Raw genomic sequence first — 20,362 nt, 5'->3', positions numbered from 1 at the left:
TTTTATGAAAATTTTTATATGTAGAGCGGCGATGTTTTTACATCGCTCGCTTGTCACGCCTCACGACGCCGCGCAACTGTTCAGCAACGCCCCTACGTGACGTGGTCAATGATCTTTCCCATGGATTTCAAGGCACGGGCGGGCGGCGATTTTCGTAAAGTTCGTTTATCAATGGGCAAAATAGCGGCAGCCAGTGCAGCCCCGGCAACAACGCCAACACTGACACCGCATAAAAATCGTGTCTGCATAACAAACTTCCTCCTTGTGTGTGATTGTCTCTTGCTATAGTTTATCAGAAATTTTCTATTCCATGCATTGTCAGCAGGGGGAATATATGGTATAATACGACATAAATACATTGGGAGGTTATTTTATGGCTAACGTATTTCCATTCCGCGCTCTGCGGTACACACCTGAGGCAGGTGACATCACGCTGCTTGTCTGCCCGCCTTATGACATCATTTATGACAAAGAAGAGCAGGCATTGCTGGCAAAAAACAAATATAATGTCATCCGCTTGGAGAAGCCGACTGATTACGGCGAGGCGGCGGAAACGTTAAAAGACTGGTTGGGCGGCGGGATTTTGGCGACCGATGACGCGCCTTCGTTTACGGTGTATCAAGAGGAGTTTGATGACAGAGGCACGCGCCGCAAGATTACCGGCATCATCGGCGATGTCGGTTTGGAGCCGTTTGCGGCCGGCGTTGTGTTGCCGCACGAGGAAATTTTACCCAAGGCACGAGGTGACCGCTACGCCTTGATGGATGCTACACACTGCAATTTCAGTCAGATTTACTGCCTGTATCAAGACCCGCAGCGGGCAGTCGATAGGTTAATGTCCGGTTATACGACAAATGCGCCTGACTTGGAGTTCTCTGACGAAGACGGCGTTGTTCACCGCTTTTGGCGTATTGATGACCCGACCGATACGCAAAAAATCACAGAGGCGTTTCATGACAAGACGCTCTATATTGCCGACGGGCACCACCGCTATACCACAGCATTGGAATATTATAATGAACACCCCGATATCAATGCTTCGCGTATTATGACCATGCTGGTCGATATGGCTGACGATGGACTGGTGATTTGGCCGACACACCGCCTTGTCTTTAATGTGGACAACTTCTCGGCAACCGATGTATTGATGCAGCTGTCGCCGCACTTTGAGATCACATTGTGCGAAGACATTGCCAATGTCGAAGAGCAGCTTGCTAAGCGCGAAGACACTGTCGCGCTCTATGCCGGCAACCGGCATTATGCGTTGTTGACGTTGCGTGACCGCGCTGAAATGGCCAAAGCACTGCCTCAGCATAGCGAGGCGTACCGCGGCTTGGATGTGGCGCTGCTGCACAACATGATTTTAGAGCCCGTTTTAGGCATTGGCAAAGCTGAGCTGGCGGCGCAAAGCCACATTAAATACACCCGCTCACTGCAAACGGCGCTTGACGCGGTAGACAACGGCGAAGCGCAGTGTGCTTTCCTGCTCAACGCCACCCGCATTGAACAAATGGCCGATGTATCTCTCGCGGGCGAGCGTATGCCGCAGAAATCGACATACTTTTACCCGAAATTAACAACAGGTGTTGTGATGAAGCAGTTTAATCCATAAAGAACTGCCGAGTAGCGTGCCGCCAAAAATGGAGTGCATAGAAACTTTCGCATAGTTGGCACAGCCAACGGCGCGGAAGTTGTAATGCCGAAGTTTTGGCGAACAGCACGCGTACACGAGGCGCGACAGGAGAACCTCACCATGTCAAATATCATAACCCTCCCCGCTGCATGCGATATGCATGTTCATCTTCGCGACCCGGGGCAGACGTATAAGACTGACATTGCCGAGGGGACGCGGATTGCTGCGGCCAACGGCATTGCCGACATTGTCATGATGCCCAATACGGCACCGCCCATTGACAACGCAGCGATGGTGACGCGGTTGCGTGAGCGTATTGCCCACATAGGGGCGACTTGCAGTCGCCCGCGGGCGGCAGAATGCCGCCCCTACGCCAATGTTCACATCATTGCCGCCGTAACTGTCGGGCAACGCGGACAGGAGCTGACCGACTTTGCGGCATTGAAGCAAGCCGGCGTTGTTGCGTTGAGTGATGACGGCATACCTGTCAGCGATGTTATCATGGAAGCGGCGATGCGTGAGGCGCAGGCTGTCGGCTTGCCGCTGATTGACCACTGTGAGCCGGAAATAGAGCAAGTCTCGCGGGATTGTGAACTGGCGGCCAAAACAGGCGTGCCGATACATATCGCGCATGTCAGCCGTGCTAATGCACTGGCGTTTATTCGACAGGCAAAGCGTGACGGCTTACCCGTCACTTGCGAGGTCGCGCCGCACCACTTTACCTTCACCAAGGACGCAGTGGCGACATTTGGCGGCAACGCCCGCATGGCGCCGCCGCTGGCGACACAGGCCGATATTGAGGCTGTTCTTGAAGCTTTGCAAGACGGCACAATTGATGCCATTGCGACCGACCATGCGCCGCACCATTGGGTAGAAAAGATGCGCAACAAGCCACCCAACGGCATCATCGGCTTAGAAACGTTGTGGCCGGCGACACTGACGGCATTATATTTCACCGGCTTGCTGACACTTGAACAGATTGTTGACAAGCTCTGTCATGCGCCGCGCCGCATTTTAGGTTTACCGTCAACGGATGAGACAGTGCAAATTGACTTAGACGCCGAATACACATATCAGCCGTCGGGGCGATGTGTCAATACGCCGTTTACAGGCATGAAGTTGAGAGGAAAAGTTACTTATGAATAAGCTAATTGCCGCCATCGCCGCCAAACAGAACCCCACCGTTGTGGGGCTCGATCTGCGATTGGATATGTTGCCCGCTGAATTGCTGGACAAGCATATCGCCGCGCAGGGCGAAACGCCGGAGGCCGCGGGGGCTGCCATTCTGGAATTTAACAAGGGCATTTTGGACGCGCTGCAAGACATTGTGCCGGCTGTCAAACCGCAGTTGGCGTGTCATGAGGCGTTCGGCGTGCCGGGCATGATTGCCTTTGCCGAGAGCGTCAAGTACGCTAAGCAGTTGGGCTACTACATCATCGCCGATGCCAAACGCGGTGACATTGGTTCAACATCGGCGCAGTACGCGCAGGCATTTATCGGAAAAACCAGGATCGGCAATACCGAATATGAGGCGTTCGGCTGCGACTGTATGACTGTCAACCCGTATCAGGGCAGTGACAATCTTGACCCGTTTCTTGACGCTTGCGAGGCGTATGATCGCGATATTTTTGTGTTGGTCAAGACATCGAACCCATCGTCGAGCGACGTGCAAGACTTACTTGTTGATGGCAAGCCGGTTTACCGGCATATTGCCGAACAACTGGCGGCACTGCACAACCGGCATATCGGCATTGTTGTCGGCGCAACGCATCCGGCACAATTGACCGAATTGCGAGACGCCATGCCCGACACTGTTTTCTTAATCCCCGGCTATGGCGCGCAAGGCGGCACGGCGGCAAGTGTTGCCCCTGCCTTTGCCAACGGCGGTCACGCAATCGTCAATAATTCACGTGATATTTTGCGGGCGTGGCAGAAACGCGGCGGGCATTACGCTGAGGCAGCGCGGGCCGAAGCATTAGATATGCGAGAGAAGTTGCAAAAAATTATATAGGCGGCGCACACCGAGCGCCCTGCAAACAGATAAATAGGAGTTTCCATGAAAGCCACATTGCTGCTCTCCGACAAAACCCGATTCCAAGGCGAGGCGTTTGGTTCGCCAGGCGTTGCCATCGGGCATATTTGTTGTCATGACGGCTCGTATATGCCGCCGCTTGGTGACCCCGCGTATGCCAACCAATTGCTGCTGCTCAACACGCCGTTGGTTGGGGTTTACGGCGTCAATACCGAGCACTGCGAGGCGGGCAAGCCCTTTTTGAGCGGCTTGATCGTCAACGATGTGTGCGATACGCCGTCGCATTGGCGCTCAGCCGAGACGCTGGATTATTATCTGCGGCGGCACTATGTCACCGCCATTAAAGGCATTGACACGCAGGCGTTGCAGACACATCTCAACGAGCACGGTGCTATGCGTGCCGCCATTTGCGCCACGCCGGGATTCAGCGGCTGGCAGGCACTTCACGCCAAGCTCAACGACCACACCATGCGCGGCGCGTATCCCGGCGCGGTCAAACACGCCACACCGTACGAGGCGCATGGGCCGTCGCGCGGACATATCGGCGTTGTTGATCTGGGCAGTTCGCGCACGTTGGTGCGGCAGTTGTGCTTACAAGGCTTTGATGTAAAGTTACTGCCACCGTTGGGCAATTGGGCGGCTGACAATTACGATGCCATCGTTATTTCTCATGGTGCGCGTGAGGATGGACATGACGTTGGACTAATTGACAAAATTCGGCAGTGTCAAAAGCCGATTTTGGCTGTCGGAAACGGCTTTTCGTTGCTCTGCGCGGCACTGGATTTGCCGTTGGAAGCCATTGGACTGGGCGTTCACAGCGATGATTTTGCCACACTTGATGTTTCCGCCGGCCGCATGTACGGCAACGCACACAACCACCGCCTGTCACTGCCCGAGTGTTTGCTTGCCGACCGCAGCGACCTCATCGTTACACATCGCACATCCGACGGACTTTGTGCCGGTTTGCAACACAAGGATAAGCCGATTTGGGGTGTACAGTTTACAGGATATATTCCGCCGGCGTGGGTGGCGGCCACTGACAAATCGTAATTGGAGGAATCTGAGGTGACAACAAATCGCCCGCTCCACACCAAGGGCATTACGCTGATCCAATTGCGCGATAGCAACGGTTCTGTCGCGTGGCTTTGTCCTGCTGAGCAAATTGATTACGACCGCGCCATCGTGCCGGCTTTGACGATGAGCCCGCATGACTTGGCGTTATTGCGTGCCGATGCCATACAGGTCTCCGAGCGCGAAAACTTGTGCGGCGCAACTGTGTTTCGCTACGCCATAGTGTTTGACAGCCATGAATTTTTGCTGCTGGCGCATTCGCAGGAACTGTGTGCTGAGACGCTGCTTGTCGCCCAAGCTCAGCAGGTTGATTTGGCGACGCTGTCGCAACGGCTGAAAGACGGCGCGACGCTGTGGGACATTCAAAATGAAGGGCATGTTTTTCCGCCCAATCTTGACTATTTAGCAGTGCTTAACGACGGTATGTTTAGCATTTCCAACCAACTTGGCAAGGCGTTGCTCAACGCCGCACGCCACACCGGCGGGCTGTTTGATGTCAACGTCCGGCGGCTGAGTGACGGCGCGCTGGTGCATCATTGCAAGCACTCCTTGCCGCATGCCGCCGAGCTGCTGCGCCGCGGGCTGTATGACATTGAGCAGGTGCGACGTATGACGGGGATTGACACCATCTACATTCAAGTACTGCTTGAACTTCTTTACGCACAACGCGAACTGATTGCCTCACGGGACGCAGCAGCTATCAGCGTTGCGTTAAAACTGGGGTTTTCCGTGCAGGATATTGAGGCGCTTATCGGCGACACACCGCGCCACCAAAAGCCGGGCTATCGCCGCGCCAACGTACACAGCACGGCAGCTACCGGCGTGACAACCTCGGCGGATTATTTTTACCCCATCAGCGGAACGCGAAACGAGGTGAAACATTCCGACAAGCCGCGGGTGCTGCTACTGGGGCATCGCAACTACGAGCCGTTGATTGTCAATGCCGTGACCGAACTGCATCGCCGCGGCTATGAGGCGTCGCTTCTGTCGCCATATTTGACGGCGGCGGACATTCGGCGGCATTATGTCGAGCCTATCACGCCTGACAGCGTTAAAAGCGTTGCCGACGCTGAGCGCCCGCGCGCCATCTTGCCGGTGTTTGGCGGCGTGACGGCGGTGATGGCGGCACTGGAGCACAGCCTTGTTGTTCCGGGAATTCGCCCGCCCAAAACTATGAACTGCCGCGACTGCGTCTGGTCAGTCACGGCGTTGTCCGACGGCGAAACATGGCTGGCATTTCCGCCATTTCCGCACTGCAAGGACATGGCACTGCCGCCGGATTGGCAGGCGGTTGCGGAAAAAGATATCGCGGTCAAGACCAAAAAATTACCCGGATTATTTACACTGTATTATCGACTGCTTGATGAACAATTGCTATTACTGTCCGCACTGCCCTGTGCGGGCGCGGGCGCGTTGGCCATTGAGGACGACTACCCGCTGGCCGCTGCGGCTGTGAACTGCTTATTGCGGCAGCCGTTGGATGAGTGCGGGTTTGTTTTTTTGTAAGGGAATTTTTTATGCAAGATAAACAACGGCAATACCTCGATTTGGTACTTGAAACCAATCGACATCTTAATCTTACCGCCATTACCAATCCCGCTGAGGCATACGTTCGCCATGTCGAGGATTCATTGGCGTTGCTTGATGTGTGTGATTTTAATGGCAAGCGGATCATTGACGTTGGCGCAGGCGGCGGGTTTCCCGGAATGCCGTTGGCGATTGCTTGTCCTGGTGCGCATTTGACGTTGCTGGACGCGACGCGCAAGAAAGTCGATTTTTTGCGCCATGCTGTTGAAACGCTGGGGCTGGCTAATGTCGATTGCCTCCACGCGCGCGGTGAGGAAGCTGCCACTAAGCCCCCGCGGCGCGAAAGTTACGACATCTCGGTCAGCCGCGGTGTGGCGCGACTTGATGTGTTGGCCGAGCTATGTCTGCCTTTTGTAAAAGTCGGCGGCGTATTTATCGCAATGAAGCAGGATGGCAGTGAGGCGGCAGAAGCGTTTGAAATAGTTGAGGCGTTGGGCGGCAATATGCGGGATGCCCGGGGACGCACCCCTTACACACTGAGTGACGGCACAAAGCATATGTTTATCATCATTGAAAAAATCGCGGCAACGCCGACGAAATATCCGCGCCGTTGGGCAAAAATGAACGGAAAACCATAAAGGGCTAGACAAACGGTAAAGTATTTGATATAATGGCTAAGTTGTGTACAAACCTTTAATTTTTGGAGAACAGCACATGAAGAGCCCACTCAAACACTTTATTCTTATCACAATTATCGTATGGCTGATTGCCATGACAATTATTGCTATCGTATGGCTCAATCGCAGCAATGACGCTCCTGCAGAAGACCTTCGAATATGCGTGCCACAGCCCACTGAAACGGCGATGCCCACAGAAATGGCACCACCCACACAAGGCTATGGTGAGCAGCCGACTGATTGGGAAGGCGCATTAGAGGCGTTTTTGGCGGAATTTTTGCCGCTCTTCCATTACCCTGACAATTGCGATTCCTATGAAAATTGACAGGATACGAGATGGCGCGGATTTGTTGCTTTCATTTTGTCCTTTGATGGTTGGACAGGAGTATTTTTATAACCATATCACGGGCGAACATTTCTCGACAGGCTATGGCGGCAGATTGAGCCGATGGAAACATTACAAACACAGTTGATTGAACGCATTACGGCGCAGCTGCGGGCGGCAGGACGTATACAATAATAAGCGTTGAACAGCAAAAAATCCGTGTTATGCACGGATTTTTTTGAAACTTTTTCTATCAACCGTGCCATTACATCATCGAAAGGGTGAAATTTGATGCTCGATTTGGTCACCGCACGTTTTAACGAAATTTATGACGCTACATATACATCGGTGACGAGATTAATTGCGTCCAAGTGCCGCAATATTCACGACATCGGCGATTTGGTGCAGGAGACGTACATAGAGCTGTATCAAATCTTGCGCCGACACGGCGTTGAATATGTGCGCCATGACAAGGGGCTGGCGATGAAACTCGCGCGGCGCAAAGTCGCCAAGCATTACGCCAAGTCTAAGAAGCAGCCTGACGTCATGCCGTTGGACGAGCAAACGGAGGTTGATGCCAACCTTGACGCGCTGTTGACCGAGGACTTTGCCGTCAATCAAGCCATGGCGGCACAGGCACGTGACATTTTGCGCCAGCAGGACGACGTAACGCAGAAAATTTTCGCACTCTTCTACGATGTTGAGCTGACCATTCCGCAAATCGCCAAAACGCTTAGCGTGAGCCAATCGAACGTCAAAAACAAGCTGTACCGTACGCTGAAAACCTTGCGTGCATTGTTGGAGGGCTGAGTATGAAAAATTTTATCAAGTCGCTTGTCCGCGAGGAGCTTCTGGATAAGGAGAAAATTCGCGAAAATGTTGTGGGGCAACAAACTCCTACCCTCCTTCGCAAAGAGGACGGCGGCACAACGGCAGATGGTTTTCTCGTCCGCAAGCGATATGTGCTTACCGCCATCGCTGCGTGTTTGCTGCTTGCCATTGCTTTGCCATTTGCACTGCCGTTGTTTTTTATCGACGCGCCGCCGGCGCAAGAGCCGGTTGAGCCTTGGGATTCACCACAATATTATATCACGGCCATTTCAGCACAACACAACAGTGCCCTTGCCCTTCGCAACGACGGCACGGTCTGGCGTTGGTGGAACTCTCCCGACAGCGACCAACCGCCGCAACAACTCCGAGGATTCTATGACATCATCGCCATTGGTCAGCCTTCCCCCCGCGCTATCTATGCACTGCGAAGCGACGGCACGGTTTGGTATCGGGAAAATATTGCTGTTCATCCCACCAACGCGAATGAAAACGAAGATTTGCTCAACCCACTGCCCGTGCAAGTGCCCGAACTCAGTAACATTGCGGCTATTGCAGCAGGGGGCGACCATCTTTTAGCTTTGCGCGATGACGGCACAGTCTGGGCATGGGGACAAAACGGCTACGGACAGCTGGGCAGCGGCACGACCGGCACAAGGCGGCATATAACAAAAGAGAACTGGCAGCCCCCCGTGCAGGTACTGCACTTAAACAACGTCACAGCGGTTGCCGCAAGCGGCGACCACAGCATGGCGCTTGATGCCGACGGCAAGGTCTGGACATGGGGCGTGCAGGCCGATGGCGTTAGCACCACGCAATTCGATGTTTTTGATGAACCGGTGCAAGTGCCGGAGCTATACAGCGTTGTTTCCATTGCTTCGAGCAGCCGCCATGCCGCGATTTTATCCGACGGTACGACGTGGGAGTGGGGCTTTCACTCCTCCCAAGGCGTGAGTCTTTCACTTTTTAGAAGCCAACGTACGCCGGTACAATTTGGTCTAGATAACATTATCGCCATTGTACCGGAATTGCTATCCACCACAGCACTGCGCGACGACGGCACAGTGTGGTCAATGGACAGGCACCAAAACGGCCTTGATGACACACCCATCATTCTCCAAATACCAAATCTTGACAACATCGTCGCCATTTCCGACTGCTTGGCATTACGCAAGGATGGTACGGTTTGGGGTTGGTCTACGACTTCAAGCCCGCCCATCCGCGTTATCTTCCCGTGGGAGACAGCTACTCCTGCGCCGCCGGGGCATTATATCGCTGCTGTTTCCGCAGGTTCGACACACAATTTGGCAATTGACCACAATGGTAATGTTTGGGAGTGGCGCAACGACGGTACTACACCTGTGCAAATACAGGGCTTGAATAATATCGTCGATGTCGGCACAGGCACGGAGTATAATATGGCCATTCGTCAGGATGGCGCGATCTTTATTTGGGGCGCACGTCAGCCGGAGCCTATCCAATTACCTGATTTGCCCGATGCGTCAATCGTCGGCAACGATTTTATAACACCATCTATCGTCGACAGCAACGGCAGATTGCGTTTCTTTGTGCGGGACGTCAACCGCGCCGGACGCGAATTTTATCGATGGGAATATAACGACATCTTTAACTTATCTGGCATTGTGGCCTATGGCTTTGGCGCTATTTCAACCAATACGACGCCTGTGCATACATTTAACATTTGGCTTCGTGACGATGGCACGATTTGGGAACATATAATGCCTGCTCCTTCGCTGGTTGCCTCATCTTATTTGGGGCGTCCCGAACGAATTCACGGCATCGACAACGCCGCTGACATGACAATTGCCGGTGATGGCTCCGTCGTAATTCTCCGCAGCGACGGCACAGTTTGGGTGCGCGTTGACGGTAGGTTTATAGAGCTTCCCGGTATTGGTGACGCCGCGGCGTTGTCGTCCTATTTTATCCTCAACGCCGACGGCACGGTGTGGGCGTGGCCTATGCTCGCCGGTCTATCCTCTAATTCTACACTTAGCGACCTCGCGTTTGCGTTCCGCCCGGCGTATGAGAATCCGACGCTTTATGAGCTTACAAACATCACTGCTATTTCAGCCAGCAACGCACATCTTCTCGCGCTCCGCGATGACGGCAGTGTATGGCAGTGGTCGCCGTCAAGCGGCGCACCGATACAGGTTGTTTTCCCGTGGGAAATGGCTGATAAGCCTGAGGCCGTTGATTCTGAGCCGCCCGCGGCGGAAGATAATCCCGTCGACTCCCAACCGTTGGCGACACAAACGCTTGCTGATTTAGACCGCAAGCGCACAGTGGAAGAATTGGAAATCGGAGCGTTGATTTCGGCGGCGCAAATATTGCGCCAGGACTTGCTTTGGCCGAGGCGATTGAGCCGCCAAATATACAGAGGCGCTGACGGCGAGTGGATTACCGTTGACGTTGGGCACGCCCCGCCGGCTGATTCTGAGTGGCGCACACCATTTATCATATCATACGCTCGCATCAACCCCAACAGCGGGTTTAGAAGCATCGCCGATGTGCGCGGTGAATTGCTGCGCTACTACGAGCCGAATTTTCTTGATGCGTTATTCTTCACGTGGGACGACATACCGCTATTGATTGAGCGTGACGGCTATCTCTATACACTTCTTATCGAATCATGCGAAGCCAACTACACCGTGTTTTGGGACAGTGCCGTTCATGCCATTGTCGAACAAGATGACAGACGCACTGTTGTTGAGTCATGGGCACCAATGATTGACGGCGGCATTCCCTACTTTGTTTTTTCACGTTTTACGGTTGAAAACGGCTTAATCGTAAGCCACGAAAATCTGCGTTCTCCGACCAACGGCACCATCTTTGCTTCCTGTTTTGGCGATCATTGGGGGTGCGTCAACCATGGCGGCGGTATTCTTGCCAGCTTAGATGGCACGTTGTTTGACGCCTATCTTGGCGAAGACGCTGTGGAGAGATTTTTGGCATATGACTTCGCCCGTGATAGGCCGTTGCGTCACGAGTTTCCCGTTCTCGTGCGGATGATCCAATATTTTAACATTTCGCACGCAACATTTACCGAGATGGCCACACAGCACAACGCACGGCTCGTCGAGCTTCGCGCCGAATGGCGTGACCCTCCGCCTGAACGACATGAGTTGCTCAACGCCGATATTATTTTCACCTTTAATGCCGCGATTATCGGCGAATATTATTGCAGTCCGTGGGCGCGCGCACATCTTCTTGTGCAGGCACAAAGCGACATCTCATCGGATTGGGCCGCGCGAGAAGAACTTGCCGGAGAACTACTCCCGCAAATCATTTCCGACCATACTGAGCGGCAAAATGAACTGCATCGACAGGCCTTAGAAATGCTGCCACGCTAGCAAAAAAAGACCGCCGAGGGCGGTCTTTTACCTTGCCAAATATACCATCAATGCCGTAATATCAGCGGGGTTGACACCTGACAAGCGTGACGCTTGCCCCAATGTTAGAGGCTTGGCAGCAGCTAACTTCTGCCGCGCCTCCCAGCGCACGCCGCCCAACGCCATGTAGTCGAGATCTTCGGGCAATTTGACATCCTCCATCTGGCGGAATGCCTCGATTTGCGCCTGCTGTCGCTTGAGGTATCCCTCGTATTTGACAGCGATTTCAACTTGTTCGGCGATCACAGGCAATATATCTTGCGGGCGCTCGGTGTCCACAGCCGCAAGCATCTGATACGTGATGCCGGGACGTTTGAGCAAGTCGGCGAGCCGTATGCCTGTCGTTTTAGGCGGTGCGTCAATAGCGGCAAGTAAAGCATTCAACGCTTCGGACGGTGCAACATGTGTTGTTTCGAGGCGTTTTTGTTCGGCAGCAGCAGCGGCATATTTTGCCTGCACAGCTTGCAGCCGTTCGCCTGAAATCAAGCCAACAGCGTGGCCGATGTGCGTCAAACGCTGGTCGGCGTTGTCTTGTCGCAACAGCAGGCGATATTCGGCACGTGAAGTCAGCATGCGATAGGGTTCGTTTGTGCCTTTGTGCACCAAGTCGTCAATCAAGATACCAAGGTATGAACCGGCGCGATCGAGCGTGACAGGCGCTTTTCCCTGCACGGCCAGCGCGGCGTTGACGCCTGCTGCCAGCCCTAACGCCGCTGCTTCTTCGTAGCCCGATGTGCCGCAGATTTGCCCCGCGGCATAGAGCCCTCGCACTTGGCGACATTCCAGTGACGGCAGCAAGCAAGTCGGATCGAAGCACTCGTACTCGATAGCATACGCCGGACGCGTCATGACAGCGTTTTCCAAGCCGAGAATCGATTGCAATACAAGCTCTTGTACATCTTCCGGCATAGATGACGACAGGCCTTGCAAGTATAGCTCATCGGTATCCAGTCCCATCGGCTCAACGAAAACGGGATGCCGCTCCTTGTCGGCAAACCGCACAATCTTGTCCTCCACTGACGGGCAATACCGTGCGCCCACACCTTCAATTTCACCCGAATACATGGGTGAGCGATGCAAATTTTGTCGCAGAATATCGTGTGTTTGTTGATTCGTATGCGTGACATAGCAGCAGGCTTTTGGCGAACGGGTCGCTTCATTTTGATAGGAGAAGGCGGGCAAATTTGGCTCATCGGGTTGCCGCTCCATTGCGGTAAAATCAACGGTATTGGCGTTGACACGCGGCGGCGTACCTGTCTTGAAGCGTTGCAGGGGCAAACCTAAGCGCTGCAGGCAATCGGCTAAAGCGTTGGCGTTGTGCAGGCCGTCGGGGCCGGACTCTCTGGCATTTTCGCCCGTGATGATACGTGATTTGAGATACGTTCCCGTGCAGAGAATGACTTTTTGAACAGTGTATGTCCGCCCAAGTGCCGTGACTACACCGGCGACTTGTCCATGTTCAACAATAATATCAACGATTTCGCCTTGTTTCAGCGTTACGTTAGGCGTCGATTCTAAGGTGTGCTTAACGATTGCCATGTATTGCCGTCTATCAACTTGCGCACGCAAAGCGTGTACGGCAGGACCTTTGCCAACGTTGAGCATACGCGCCGTGATGACGCATTGGTCGGCAATCTTTGCCATCTCACCACCCAGTGCGTCGATTTCACGAACGAGATGGCTTTTGGCACTGCCGCCGATAGCGGGATTACAGGGCAAATTGCCGACAGCATCTAAGTGCATGGCAAAAATAACAGCGCGCAAACCCATGCGCGCCGCCGCGAGGGCCGCTTCAATGCCGGCATGTCCGCCGCCGACAACGGCTATATCAAATATTGAATTGTTATCTGCCATCTTTCAACCAAGCCTCTGTAACCATTGCCGCTAACGCCGTTTTGGCATCAACGATTTCGCCATTGACGACCATGTCAATCAATTTTGCTAGCGGCATTTTGACGATTTCTAAAAATTCGTCCTCTTCGGGTTGCAGGCTGACAAAGGTCAAATCCCGCGCCAAATAGAGATGCAATTTCTCTGTACAATACCCCATCGTCGGGTACATCACGGACAGCAACTCAAAACGGCCCGCTGTAAAACCCACTTCTTCGCGCAGCTCTTTCCGCCCGCACTCTTCCGGCGTTTCGCCGATTTCCAGCTTGCCGGCCGGGATTTCGAGCAGCACCTGGTTTCCGGCATAGCGGAATTGCTTAACAAGCGTCACGTTACCGTCCTCATCCAACGGCAAAATTGCCACGCCGCCGGGATGGACAACAACTTCGCGTTCGGCAGCGTTACCATTGGGCAGCCGCACGGTGTCGCGGCGGACGTTAACGATAATGCCGCTATACGCGGTCGATTGCGTGATAGCTTGTTCGTGCAACTGCATGGATTCCCTCCTAAGGATATAAAAACGATTCATTGCTCTACACAGTATAGCAGATTTTGCCTCGATTGACAACTACACAAATGTGCTGTATAATAAATTGTTTTTTATTCAAAACGCGCACAATTGGGGGGATTTTTATGAAAAAGATACTTTCCATAAGCACAGCCGCCCTCATGCTTTCCGCTTTGTTCATGATTTTTGCCGGTTGCAGCGGCAGCAACGCAACCTTGGTCGGCACATGGGAAGGCGAAGAGTTCCCTGTTTAGAATTTGTCTATAGGCAAAAAGCTCTGCTATAGGCAGAGCTTTTTTTTGCAGGACGCTCGGCGTGCGTCCCCTATAGTGGGATTGCACTAATTTTTATCAGCAAGGCCCCATCGTCATCGTCCGCCGTGCGGTTGCGTTGACGCGCACCGCATTTTACGCATTGATGCACAAGCACCGCACCTTTTTTGCCATGTGGGTCAAGTCCGACGGGACGCATTAGGCCACCGCAGGTATTGGCACGGTCGCCGGGGTTGATGTCGACGTGCAGTGAATGTAAACAGCGCGGACAGTGATTGCGAGAGGTATATCCCAACGGCATAACGTCTGCATTACAATGCCGGCAAATAAAATTGTTATCATTTTTGGTGAAATTTTTCATAATTGTGCATAGGGGTGACCGAGGGCCGGTCGCCCCTATAAAAGTTATTTACGAATACGACGGCAAATATCCGCCCTTGCCGAGCAAGCCGTGCGCTTCAATCAAATCATCACACATTGCCACAATGTCGTCAATCGACAGCTCAGCCGAAGTGTGCGGATCCAGCATCGCAGCTTGATAGATGGCATCTTTGCGTTTGCTGACGTGCGCTTCGATTGTCATGAGCTGCGGATTGATGTTGGTGCGGTTGATGGCCGCCAGTTGCTCCGGCAAATCGCCGACATAGCACCCATTAACACCCGATGCATCGACCAAACACGGCACTTCGACACAGGCATTAGACGGCAGATTGGTAATCAAACCAGTATTGAGCACATTGCCGCCGATTTTATACGGTTTATTTTCGACCATGGCCTCCATAATGTACGAGGCATATTCGCCTGAGCGTGTGTGTGTCAGATTTTTGTCGTTGACTAAGCGATCGCGCAATTCGTTCCAACCGGCAATTTGGTTGACACAGCGACGCGGATACTCGTCAAGGGGAATATTAAACCGCTCGATAAGTTCAGGATACTTCTCTTTGATAAAATACGGCAGATATTCTGACATATGCTCACTCGACTCGGTGACGTAATAGCCAAACCACTTCATCATTTCGAAGCGCACCATGTCGTGATGCTTTTCGCCGCTTGCGTTCTTCTCAGCGGCGCGTTTACGCGCTTCGGGGTAAAGGTCCTCGCCATTGCGCTTCATTTCCAATAGCCAGCCTTGGTGATTGATGCCGGCAATCTTACTCTGTACGTTGTCGTTAGGCATACCCAGCGATTGCAGCAATCCTTCGGCACACCATTGCACACTGTGGCAGAGACCGACAGTTTTAATCGGCGTGTAGCGCTGCATGAACCCCGTCAGCATAGCCATGGGGTTGGTGTAATTCAAGAACCACGCGTCAGGGCAGGCTTTTTCCATGTCCTCGGCAAAGTCTTGAAACACCGGCAGCGTCCGCAGAGTACGGAAAATACCGCCAATGCCCAGTGTGTCAGCGATTGTTTGACGTAAGCCGTACTTCTTGGGAATGTCGAAGTCAATGACTGTTGATGGTTCATAGCCACCAACTTGAATAGCGTTGACGACGAAATCTGCCCCGTCAAGAGCTGCTAAGCGGTCAGTATATGACGTAATTTTGGCACGGTTTTCATTACACGTACCGTTGATGGCACTGAGGATTGTCTCAGAGTCTTTCAGCCGCACCGGGTCGATGTCGAACAACGCGATGTCGGCATTTTGCAACGACGGTGCGAGCATGGAGTCGCCCAAGACGTTGCGCGCGAAGATGGTGCTGCCTGCACCCATGAACGTGATTTTTGGCATGATGGTTCTCCTCATTTTTAATTTGTTTTATGAAATTATTTTTTTGCCTGATAAGTTGCTATATCCGCCAGCGCGGCCTTAACGTCGTCTAAGCTTGGATTGACGACACCCACACCGTTTTTCAACCAATAGTGCATAAAACGAACAGGCCCGCCAATGCCGTCATTTCCTGTGTCCGGCAGCTTGCCAAACTTTAAGCAACGACGACACCCGCCGCAGTTCGGCGTCTCAATCGGGCGAAATGTAAGCAACTCACCACAAATCGTGCGGCCGGGACACAGCGTATAGCCATATTGTTCAGCATTGTCATGCAGCCACACGGCGATTTTTCCGGTCTCGTCGTCAAAAGCATCAAACTCAACTTGAAAATTATCGTTATATTGTAAAGATGCCTCTAAGTATCGATGGCTAAATAAGGCGTGACGCTGCATGACTTGGATAGGACAACCGCCTGTCTTGCGCATCTCGCCGCAATTGGGGCAACATTTGCACATAGCCGCCTCGTATCGCACACAGTATGCCTTAAGTACGTTGATAACATGGGGATTATCGGGAAAACGCACTTTGAACCGCTCCGTTAGCGCCATCCTGGGTGAATAATTTTCAAACTCAAATCCCAGCGACTGCAGCTGCGTCATTAAGGCAGGTATTTGTCGCCGATTTTTCGTCATGCCTTTGAAGTATTCATTCAATACTTCCAATTCGCTGCCATGACGATTGGCTGCACAGCCCAAGGTCACCAGCACATCACTCACGCGACACTGCAAGTTCTTTTCAGTGGTCTGCTTTCCGGGGAATCCCCACGCAAAAGCGTCAAATTCAATGTCCAAATACGCGCCCACCAGTACGCCTTGCAATGCGGCAAATGCGTTGACAAATTCTTGGTTAGACAAATCGGCTGCATCCAACCATCGTTGGTCGATAACGGCATCATCGGGGATAAACGTCATCATCTCCCGCAGATTTGCGACGATCCGGCTTGCCTTTTGCTGCCAATATTGGGCGTTGTGTCGACGCAACTCATTGATGAACGCATGAGTTTGTCCATCGGCGGGGTCCAACTCAAAATATTCCAGTAACTGTGCAAAAAACTTGCAAGCGTGTTCGTCCATCCAACGATGAAGTCCGTGATACGTGCCAAAACCGCCATCGACAATGCGCTTAGTCGTACGCGCTACCACAGTCGATAATTCATGCGCGGTGACAACGCCGCCTTCGCACAAGTCGTTGACTGTCACGCTCATCTCACGGCACAGCCAAATGTGACGACGTTGCATTTCCTTGTCGCCGGTATAGCCGATTTGCGTCAAGTATTCAAGAAACGAAGTAACGTCTATCATATGGCCTCCCCAAATACCCTGACCCGCTCAATGCCGATGCATTTTTTGCTCTCTGTGTCAACGCTGAACACCGCACCCTCGACAACCGTCGCACCGCTCTGCGGCGACGTATACCGCTCCGGCATTTTTCCTAAATATCGATTGAGAGATTGGTGTGGCTTAACGCCTAAAATTGAGTCGTAGGCTCCCGTCATGCCGATGTCGGTAATAGCGCCCATCCCGTTGGGGAAGACGCGCTCGTCAGACGTCTGCACATGGGTATGCGTGCCATACAGCGCAACAACGCGGCTGTCCAAGCCATCCAGGTGATATGCCATCGCCATTTTTTCGCTGGTGGCTTCGGCATGAAATTCCACGACAACTATATCGGCATTCGACTGCGCCAACTGCGCCTCGGCGGCCAAAAATGGGTTGTCAAAATTGTGTTCCATGTAGCAGCGCCCAATCAGACACATCACACCAACCGTTACGCTGCGGCAGGGAAGTTCAATATATCCGCCGCCCGGCGCATGTTTGGTGAGGTTTAGCGGGCGCAGAATGCGTTCATCTTTGTCCAGCACACTTGCAATCTGCCCGCGACCAAACGCATGGTTGCCCAGCGTAACGACGTGCGCGCCCATCATAAAAATACGTTCGGCCTGCAATGGTGTAAGTCCGATAACATCAGCATTCTCGCCATTGACGACAATCAAATCGGGCTTATGTGTTTGTATAAGTTTCGGCAGCGCTTGACTCAGCGCAATGAGTCCGATTTCGCCACAAACGTCGCCGATGGTTAAAAGCTTCATATTTCACACCCTTTTTCAATCGTAGGGGCACACACAGTGCGCCCCTAAAATATAAAACTCTCCATTACTTGGCCGTTCTCGATCTGTCACGCCTCACGATACCGCCTACCGGGCACCTCTATTTGGCAATCGCAGTATGCCTCGTCTCGCGGATAACATGCACTTTAATTTGGCCCGGATATTGCATATCGGCCTCAATTTTCTGTGTCATTTCATGGGCCAGCAGAGTCATTTGATCATCATTGATTTCTTCGGGCTTGACCACCACACGAATCTCACGCCCCGCTTGCACGGCAAAGGCACGCTCCACGCCGCCAAATCCGGTCGCGATTTCTTCCAGTTTTTCCAAGCGTTTGATGTAGTGCTCCAAGTTCTCGCGCCGAGCGCCCGGACGCGCTGCGCTGATGGCATCGGCCGCCTGCACAAGTGCTGCGATAACGGTCTTAGTTTCCACGTCACCGTGGTGTGACTCGATAGCATGAATGACCTCGTAGCCCTCGCGGTGCTTCTTGGCCAACTCAACACCCAGTGCTGTGTGTGTGCCTTCCATTTCTCGGTCAACAGCTTTGCCAATATCATGCAATAAGCCGGCGCGGCGAGCGACGACGGCGTCGGCGCCGATTTCGGTTGCCAAGTGCCCCGCCAACTGTGATACTTCGATGGAGTGCTGTAACACATTTTGTCCGTAGCTAGTACGGTAGTGCATGCGCCCGAGCAGCTTGACCAATTCCGAGCGAATGCCGTGTACGCCGGTCTCAAAGATGGCGCGTTCGCCCTCGCGCTTGATGACATTGTCAACGTCGCGCTGTGCCTTTTCGACCATTTCCTCAATGCGTGTCGGGTGGATGCGCCCGTCAAGAATCAATTTCTCCAAAGCGACACGCGCAACTTCACGGCGTACCGGGTCAAAGCTTGACAATGTAATGGCTTCCGGCGTATCGTCGATAATCATATCAACGCCTGTCAGTGTTTCCAACGTGCGAATGTTGCGCCCCTCGCGCCCGATAATGCGCCCTTTCATCTCATCGCTCGGCAAATTAACAACGCTGACCGTTGCTTCGGTCACATGGTCGGCCGCGCAACGCTGGATGGCTGAACCGATAATTTCACGCGCTTTTTGGTCGCTCTCCTCGCGTGTGCGTGATTCGAATTCCTTGACCTTGATGGCTGACGCGCGCTCCAATTCCGCCTCCAAATTTTGCAGCAAGTGCGCTCGCGCCTCATCAGCCGTCATGCCGGAAATGCGTTCCAGCACTTCGATTTGCGCTTGTTTCATTTTGACTGTCTCGTCGCGCAGCTCCTCAACAGCCTTCAATTTCTCATTGTATTGCTCATCTTTGGCTTCCAGTGTGTCTTGCTTTTTTTCCAGCTTGCTCTCTTTACTTTGCAGATTACGCTCTTGTGCCACAATATCCTTGCGACGCTCTTTGATTTCGCGGTCCAATTCGTTTCTGTCGCGTAAAATTTCCTCTTTTGCTTCCAGTAATGTCTCGCGTTTTTTTGACTCGGCATCCTTGATAGCGTCGTTGACTATGCGTTTCGATTCTTCTTCGGCACTGGCAATTTCTTTTTCGGCAACGTTTTTACGATATACAATCCCGGTAATCACGCCGATTACAAAACAGGCAAACAATCCCAACGCGCCCAGCACGACTTGTAAAATACTCATCTGTAGCTCTCCTTTATATTAAGTGCCTATTATGGCACATTAAAGTTTATTGTAGCGGGTATATCGATATTTGTCAAGGGAAACTCTTGATTTTTTGTAAATTTTTTATCGTGTGTTATTGCAGACAGCCAACAGGGACGACAATCAGCCGCCCCTGTGTTGTGATGTGTTATTCGAAAAGTCTTATCATTCAATAAAATCTTTTCGATAACCTATTTGATGATAGCCTTTTACTTGACAGAAATCTTCAAAAACAGTAAAAACTTTATAGCCTTGGCTTTCGTAAAACTTAGGGTTGACAAAACCTGTTGTCCATGTCCATATGTGTTCCATACCTATTGATTTGACCCTGTCTTCTAACAGCTTCAACAGCTTCGCGCCCAATCCCTGCCGTCTATAATCCTCATGTACCCACATATCGCTTAAATAAAACCATTTATGGTTCGTAACCCCAGAAGCAAAGCCGATGATAACACCATTTTCTTCTGCAATAAACTGATATCTTCTTTGATTATTCGGCGGCACGCCATCTTGTATCTCAATTTTTTTGAAGTCATCATAAATATTGTTGAGTTCTTTTTTTGAAATATCCCTATCTGATCTGTCCGTTATCTTCATGCGACCTCCTATACAGTGCATTTTTCGCCGTTCTTGAGAAAG

General features: G+C 52.4%; 18 protein-coding genes. 9 read left to right on the top strand and 9 right to left on the bottom strand.

Annotated features, from left to right (window positions below; genetic code table 11):
* Nucleotides 1-92: 92 nt before the first annotated feature.
* Nucleotides 93-248, bottom strand: coding sequence for a hypothetical protein (locus FWE06_00440; protein MCL2545648.1), 156 nt, complete (start codon nt 246-248; stop codon nt 93-95).
* 125 nt (nt 249-373) lie between these two features.
* On the opposite strand from FWE06_00440, the gene FWE06_00435 reads away from it, so the two are divergent.
* The 9 genes from FWE06_00435 to FWE06_00395 all read left to right on the top strand — a co-directional run bounded on the left by FWE06_00435 (nt 374) and on the right by FWE06_00395 (nt 11,464).
* Complete coding sequence (locus FWE06_00435; GenBank protein MCL2545647.1) at nt 374-1,612, top strand: DUF1015 domain-containing protein; 1,239 nt, start codon at nt 374-376, stop codon at nt 1,610-1,612.
* Between the two features lie 141 nt (nt 1,613-1,753).
* A complete protein-coding gene (locus tag FWE06_00430; protein ID MCL2545646.1) occupies nt 1,754-2,779 on the top strand; it encodes a dihydroorotase in 1,026 nt (341 codons plus the stop codon).
* Nucleotides 2,772-3,644 (top strand): orotidine-5'-phosphate decarboxylase, encoded by an 873-nt coding sequence (gene pyrF, locus FWE06_00425; GenBank protein ID MCL2545645.1) that lies wholly within the window; start codon nt 2,772-2,774, stop codon nt 3,642-3,644. The genes FWE06_00430 and pyrF overlap by 8 nt, the downstream gene beginning before the upstream one ends.
* A 45-nt stretch (nt 3,645-3,689) precedes the next feature.
* Nucleotides 3,690-4,715: a hypothetical protein gene (locus FWE06_00420; GenBank protein ID MCL2545644.1), complete on the top strand. Its 1,026-nt coding sequence runs from the start codon at nt 3,690-3,692 to the stop codon at nt 4,713-4,715.
* Nucleotides 4,716-4,730: 15 nt separating this feature from the next.
* Nucleotides 4,731-6,242: a hypothetical protein gene (locus tag FWE06_00415; protein MCL2545643.1), complete on the top strand. Its 1,512-nt coding sequence runs from the start codon at nt 4,731-4,733 to the stop codon at nt 6,240-6,242.
* A gap of 11 nt (nt 6,243-6,253) precedes the next feature.
* Nucleotides 6,254-6,901, top strand: a complete 648-nt coding sequence (gene rsmG / locus FWE06_00410; GenBank protein ID MCL2545642.1) for a 16S rRNA (guanine(527)-N(7))-methyltransferase RsmG — start codon at nt 6,254-6,256, stop codon at nt 6,899-6,901.
* A 76-nt stretch (nt 6,902-6,977) separates the two neighbouring features.
* Nucleotides 6,978-7,265, top strand: a complete 288-nt coding sequence (locus FWE06_00405) for a hypothetical protein (protein ID MCL2545641.1) — start codon at nt 6,978-6,980, stop codon at nt 7,263-7,265.
* Nucleotides 7,266-7,556: 291 nt separating this feature from the next.
* Nucleotides 7,557-8,075 (top strand): sigma-70 family RNA polymerase sigma factor, encoded by a 519-nt coding sequence (locus tag FWE06_00400; GenBank protein ID MCL2545640.1) that lies wholly within the window; start codon nt 7,557-7,559, stop codon nt 8,073-8,075.
* Nucleotides 8,076-8,077: 2 nt separating this feature from the next.
* On the top strand, nt 8,078-11,464 hold the full coding sequence (locus tag FWE06_00395) for a hypothetical protein (GenBank protein MCL2545639.1): 3,387 nt from the start codon (nt 8,078-8,080) through the stop codon (nt 11,462-11,464).
* A gap of 27 nt (nt 11,465-11,491) precedes the next feature.
* Here the strand turns inward: FWE06_00395 and mnmG are convergent, their stop codons facing one another.
* The 8 genes from mnmG to FWE06_00355 form a co-directional block, all read right to left on the bottom strand.
* Nucleotides 11,492-13,357, bottom strand: coding sequence for a tRNA uridine-5-carboxymethylaminomethyl(34) synthesis enzyme MnmG (gene mnmG, locus FWE06_00390; protein MCL2545638.1), 1,866 nt, complete (start codon nt 13,355-13,357; stop codon nt 11,492-11,494).
* Nucleotides 13,347-13,889 carry an NUDIX hydrolase gene (locus tag FWE06_00385; GenBank protein MCL2545637.1) on the bottom strand — a complete coding sequence of 181 codons (543 nt, stop codon included), beginning with the start codon at nt 13,887-13,889 and terminating at the stop codon, nt 13,347-13,349. The genes mnmG and FWE06_00385 overlap by 11 nt, the downstream gene beginning before the upstream one ends.
* 336 nt (nt 13,890-14,225) lie before the next feature.
* On the bottom strand, nt 14,226-14,534 hold the full coding sequence (locus FWE06_00380) for an RNHCP domain-containing protein (GenBank protein ID MCL2545636.1): 309 nt from the start codon (nt 14,532-14,534) through the stop codon (nt 14,226-14,228).
* Between the two features lie 48 nt (nt 14,535-14,582).
* A complete protein-coding gene (locus FWE06_00375) occupies nt 14,583-15,905 on the bottom strand; it encodes an alpha-glucosidase/alpha-galactosidase (protein ID MCL2545635.1) in 1,323 nt (440 codons plus the stop codon).
* Nucleotides 15,906-15,940: 35 nt separating this feature from the next.
* Nucleotides 15,941-17,245 carry a hypothetical protein gene (locus tag FWE06_00370; protein ID MCL2545634.1) on the bottom strand — a complete coding sequence of 435 codons (1,305 nt, stop codon included), beginning with the start codon at nt 17,243-17,245 and terminating at the stop codon, nt 15,941-15,943.
* A complete protein-coding gene (locus tag FWE06_00365) occupies nt 17,242-18,033 on the bottom strand; it encodes a YmdB family metallophosphoesterase (GenBank protein MCL2545633.1) in 792 nt (263 codons plus the stop codon). The genes FWE06_00370 and FWE06_00365 overlap by 4 nt, the downstream gene beginning before the upstream one ends.
* Before the next feature lie 118 nt (nt 18,034-18,151).
* Entirely contained in the window at nt 18,152-19,702 is a 1,551-nt protein-coding gene (rny, locus tag FWE06_00360; GenBank protein ID MCL2545632.1) for a ribonuclease Y, read from the bottom strand.
* A 186-nt stretch (nt 19,703-19,888) separates the two neighbouring features.
* Nucleotides 19,889-20,320 carry a GNAT family N-acetyltransferase gene (locus FWE06_00355; GenBank protein MCL2545631.1) on the bottom strand — a complete coding sequence of 144 codons (432 nt, stop codon included), beginning with the start codon at nt 20,318-20,320 and terminating at the stop codon, nt 19,889-19,891.
* Between the last annotated feature and the right edge of the window lie 42 nt (nt 20,321-20,362).

The organism is Oscillospiraceae bacterium, from assembly GCA_009780275.1.
In the GTDB taxonomy this organism is placed as follows: domain Bacteria; phylum Bacillota; class Clostridia; order Oscillospirales; family UBA929; genus WRAI01.
This window is presented reverse-complemented; position numbering and strand designations above follow the sequence as displayed.

Excerpts from the sequence above, each read along its gene's own strand:
- pyrF (MCL2545645.1), top strand. The coding sequence starts at position 2,772 with ATGAATAAGCTAATTGCCGCCATCGCCGCCAAACAGAACCCCACCGTT.
- FWE06_00395 (MCL2545639.1), top strand. The coding sequence starts at position 8,078 with ATGAAAAATTTTATCAAGTCGCTTGTCCGCGAGGAGCTTCTGGATAAG.
- FWE06_00375 (MCL2545635.1), bottom strand. The coding sequence starts at position 15,905 with ATGCCAAAAATCACGTTCATGGGTGCAGGCAGCACCATCTTCGCGCGC.
- FWE06_00370 (MCL2545634.1), bottom strand. The coding sequence starts at position 17,245 with ATGATAGACGTTACTTCGTTTCTTGAATACTTGACGCAAATCGGCTAT.
- FWE06_00440 (MCL2545648.1), bottom strand. The coding sequence starts at position 248 with ATGCAGACACGATTTTTATGCGGTGTCAGTGTTGGCGTTGTTGCCGGG.
- FWE06_00365 (MCL2545633.1), bottom strand. The coding sequence starts at position 18,033 with ATGAAGCTTTTAACCATCGGCGACGTTTGTGGCGAAATCGGACTCATT.
- FWE06_00430 (MCL2545646.1), top strand. The coding sequence starts at position 1,754 with ATGTCAAATATCATAACCCTCCCCGCTGCATGCGATATGCATGTTCAT.
- FWE06_00420 (MCL2545644.1), top strand. The coding sequence starts at position 3,690 with ATGAAAGCCACATTGCTGCTCTCCGACAAAACCCGATTCCAAGGCGAG.
- rsmG (MCL2545642.1), top strand. The coding sequence starts at position 6,254 with ATGCAAGATAAACAACGGCAATACCTCGATTTGGTACTTGAAACCAAT.
- rny (MCL2545632.1), bottom strand. The coding sequence starts at position 19,702 with ATGAGTATTTTACAAGTCGTGCTGGGCGCGTTGGGATTGTTTGCCTGT.
- FWE06_00380 (MCL2545636.1), bottom strand. The coding sequence starts at position 14,534 with ATGAAAAATTTCACCAAAAATGATAACAATTTTATTTGCCGGCATTGT.
- FWE06_00385 (MCL2545637.1), bottom strand. The coding sequence starts at position 13,889 with ATGCAGTTGCACGAACAAGCTATCACGCAATCGACCGCGTATAGCGGC.
- FWE06_00400 (MCL2545640.1), top strand. The coding sequence starts at position 7,557 with ATGCTCGATTTGGTCACCGCACGTTTTAACGAAATTTATGACGCTACA.
- FWE06_00435 (MCL2545647.1), top strand. The coding sequence starts at position 374 with ATGGCTAACGTATTTCCATTCCGCGCTCTGCGGTACACACCTGAGGCA.
- mnmG (MCL2545638.1), bottom strand. The coding sequence starts at position 13,357 with ATGGCAGATAACAATTCAATATTTGATATAGCCGTTGTCGGCGGCGGA.
- FWE06_00405 (MCL2545641.1), top strand. The coding sequence starts at position 6,978 with ATGAAGAGCCCACTCAAACACTTTATTCTTATCACAATTATCGTATGG.
- FWE06_00355 (MCL2545631.1), bottom strand. The coding sequence starts at position 20,320 with ATGAAGATAACGGACAGATCAGATAGGGATATTTCAAAAAAAGAACTC.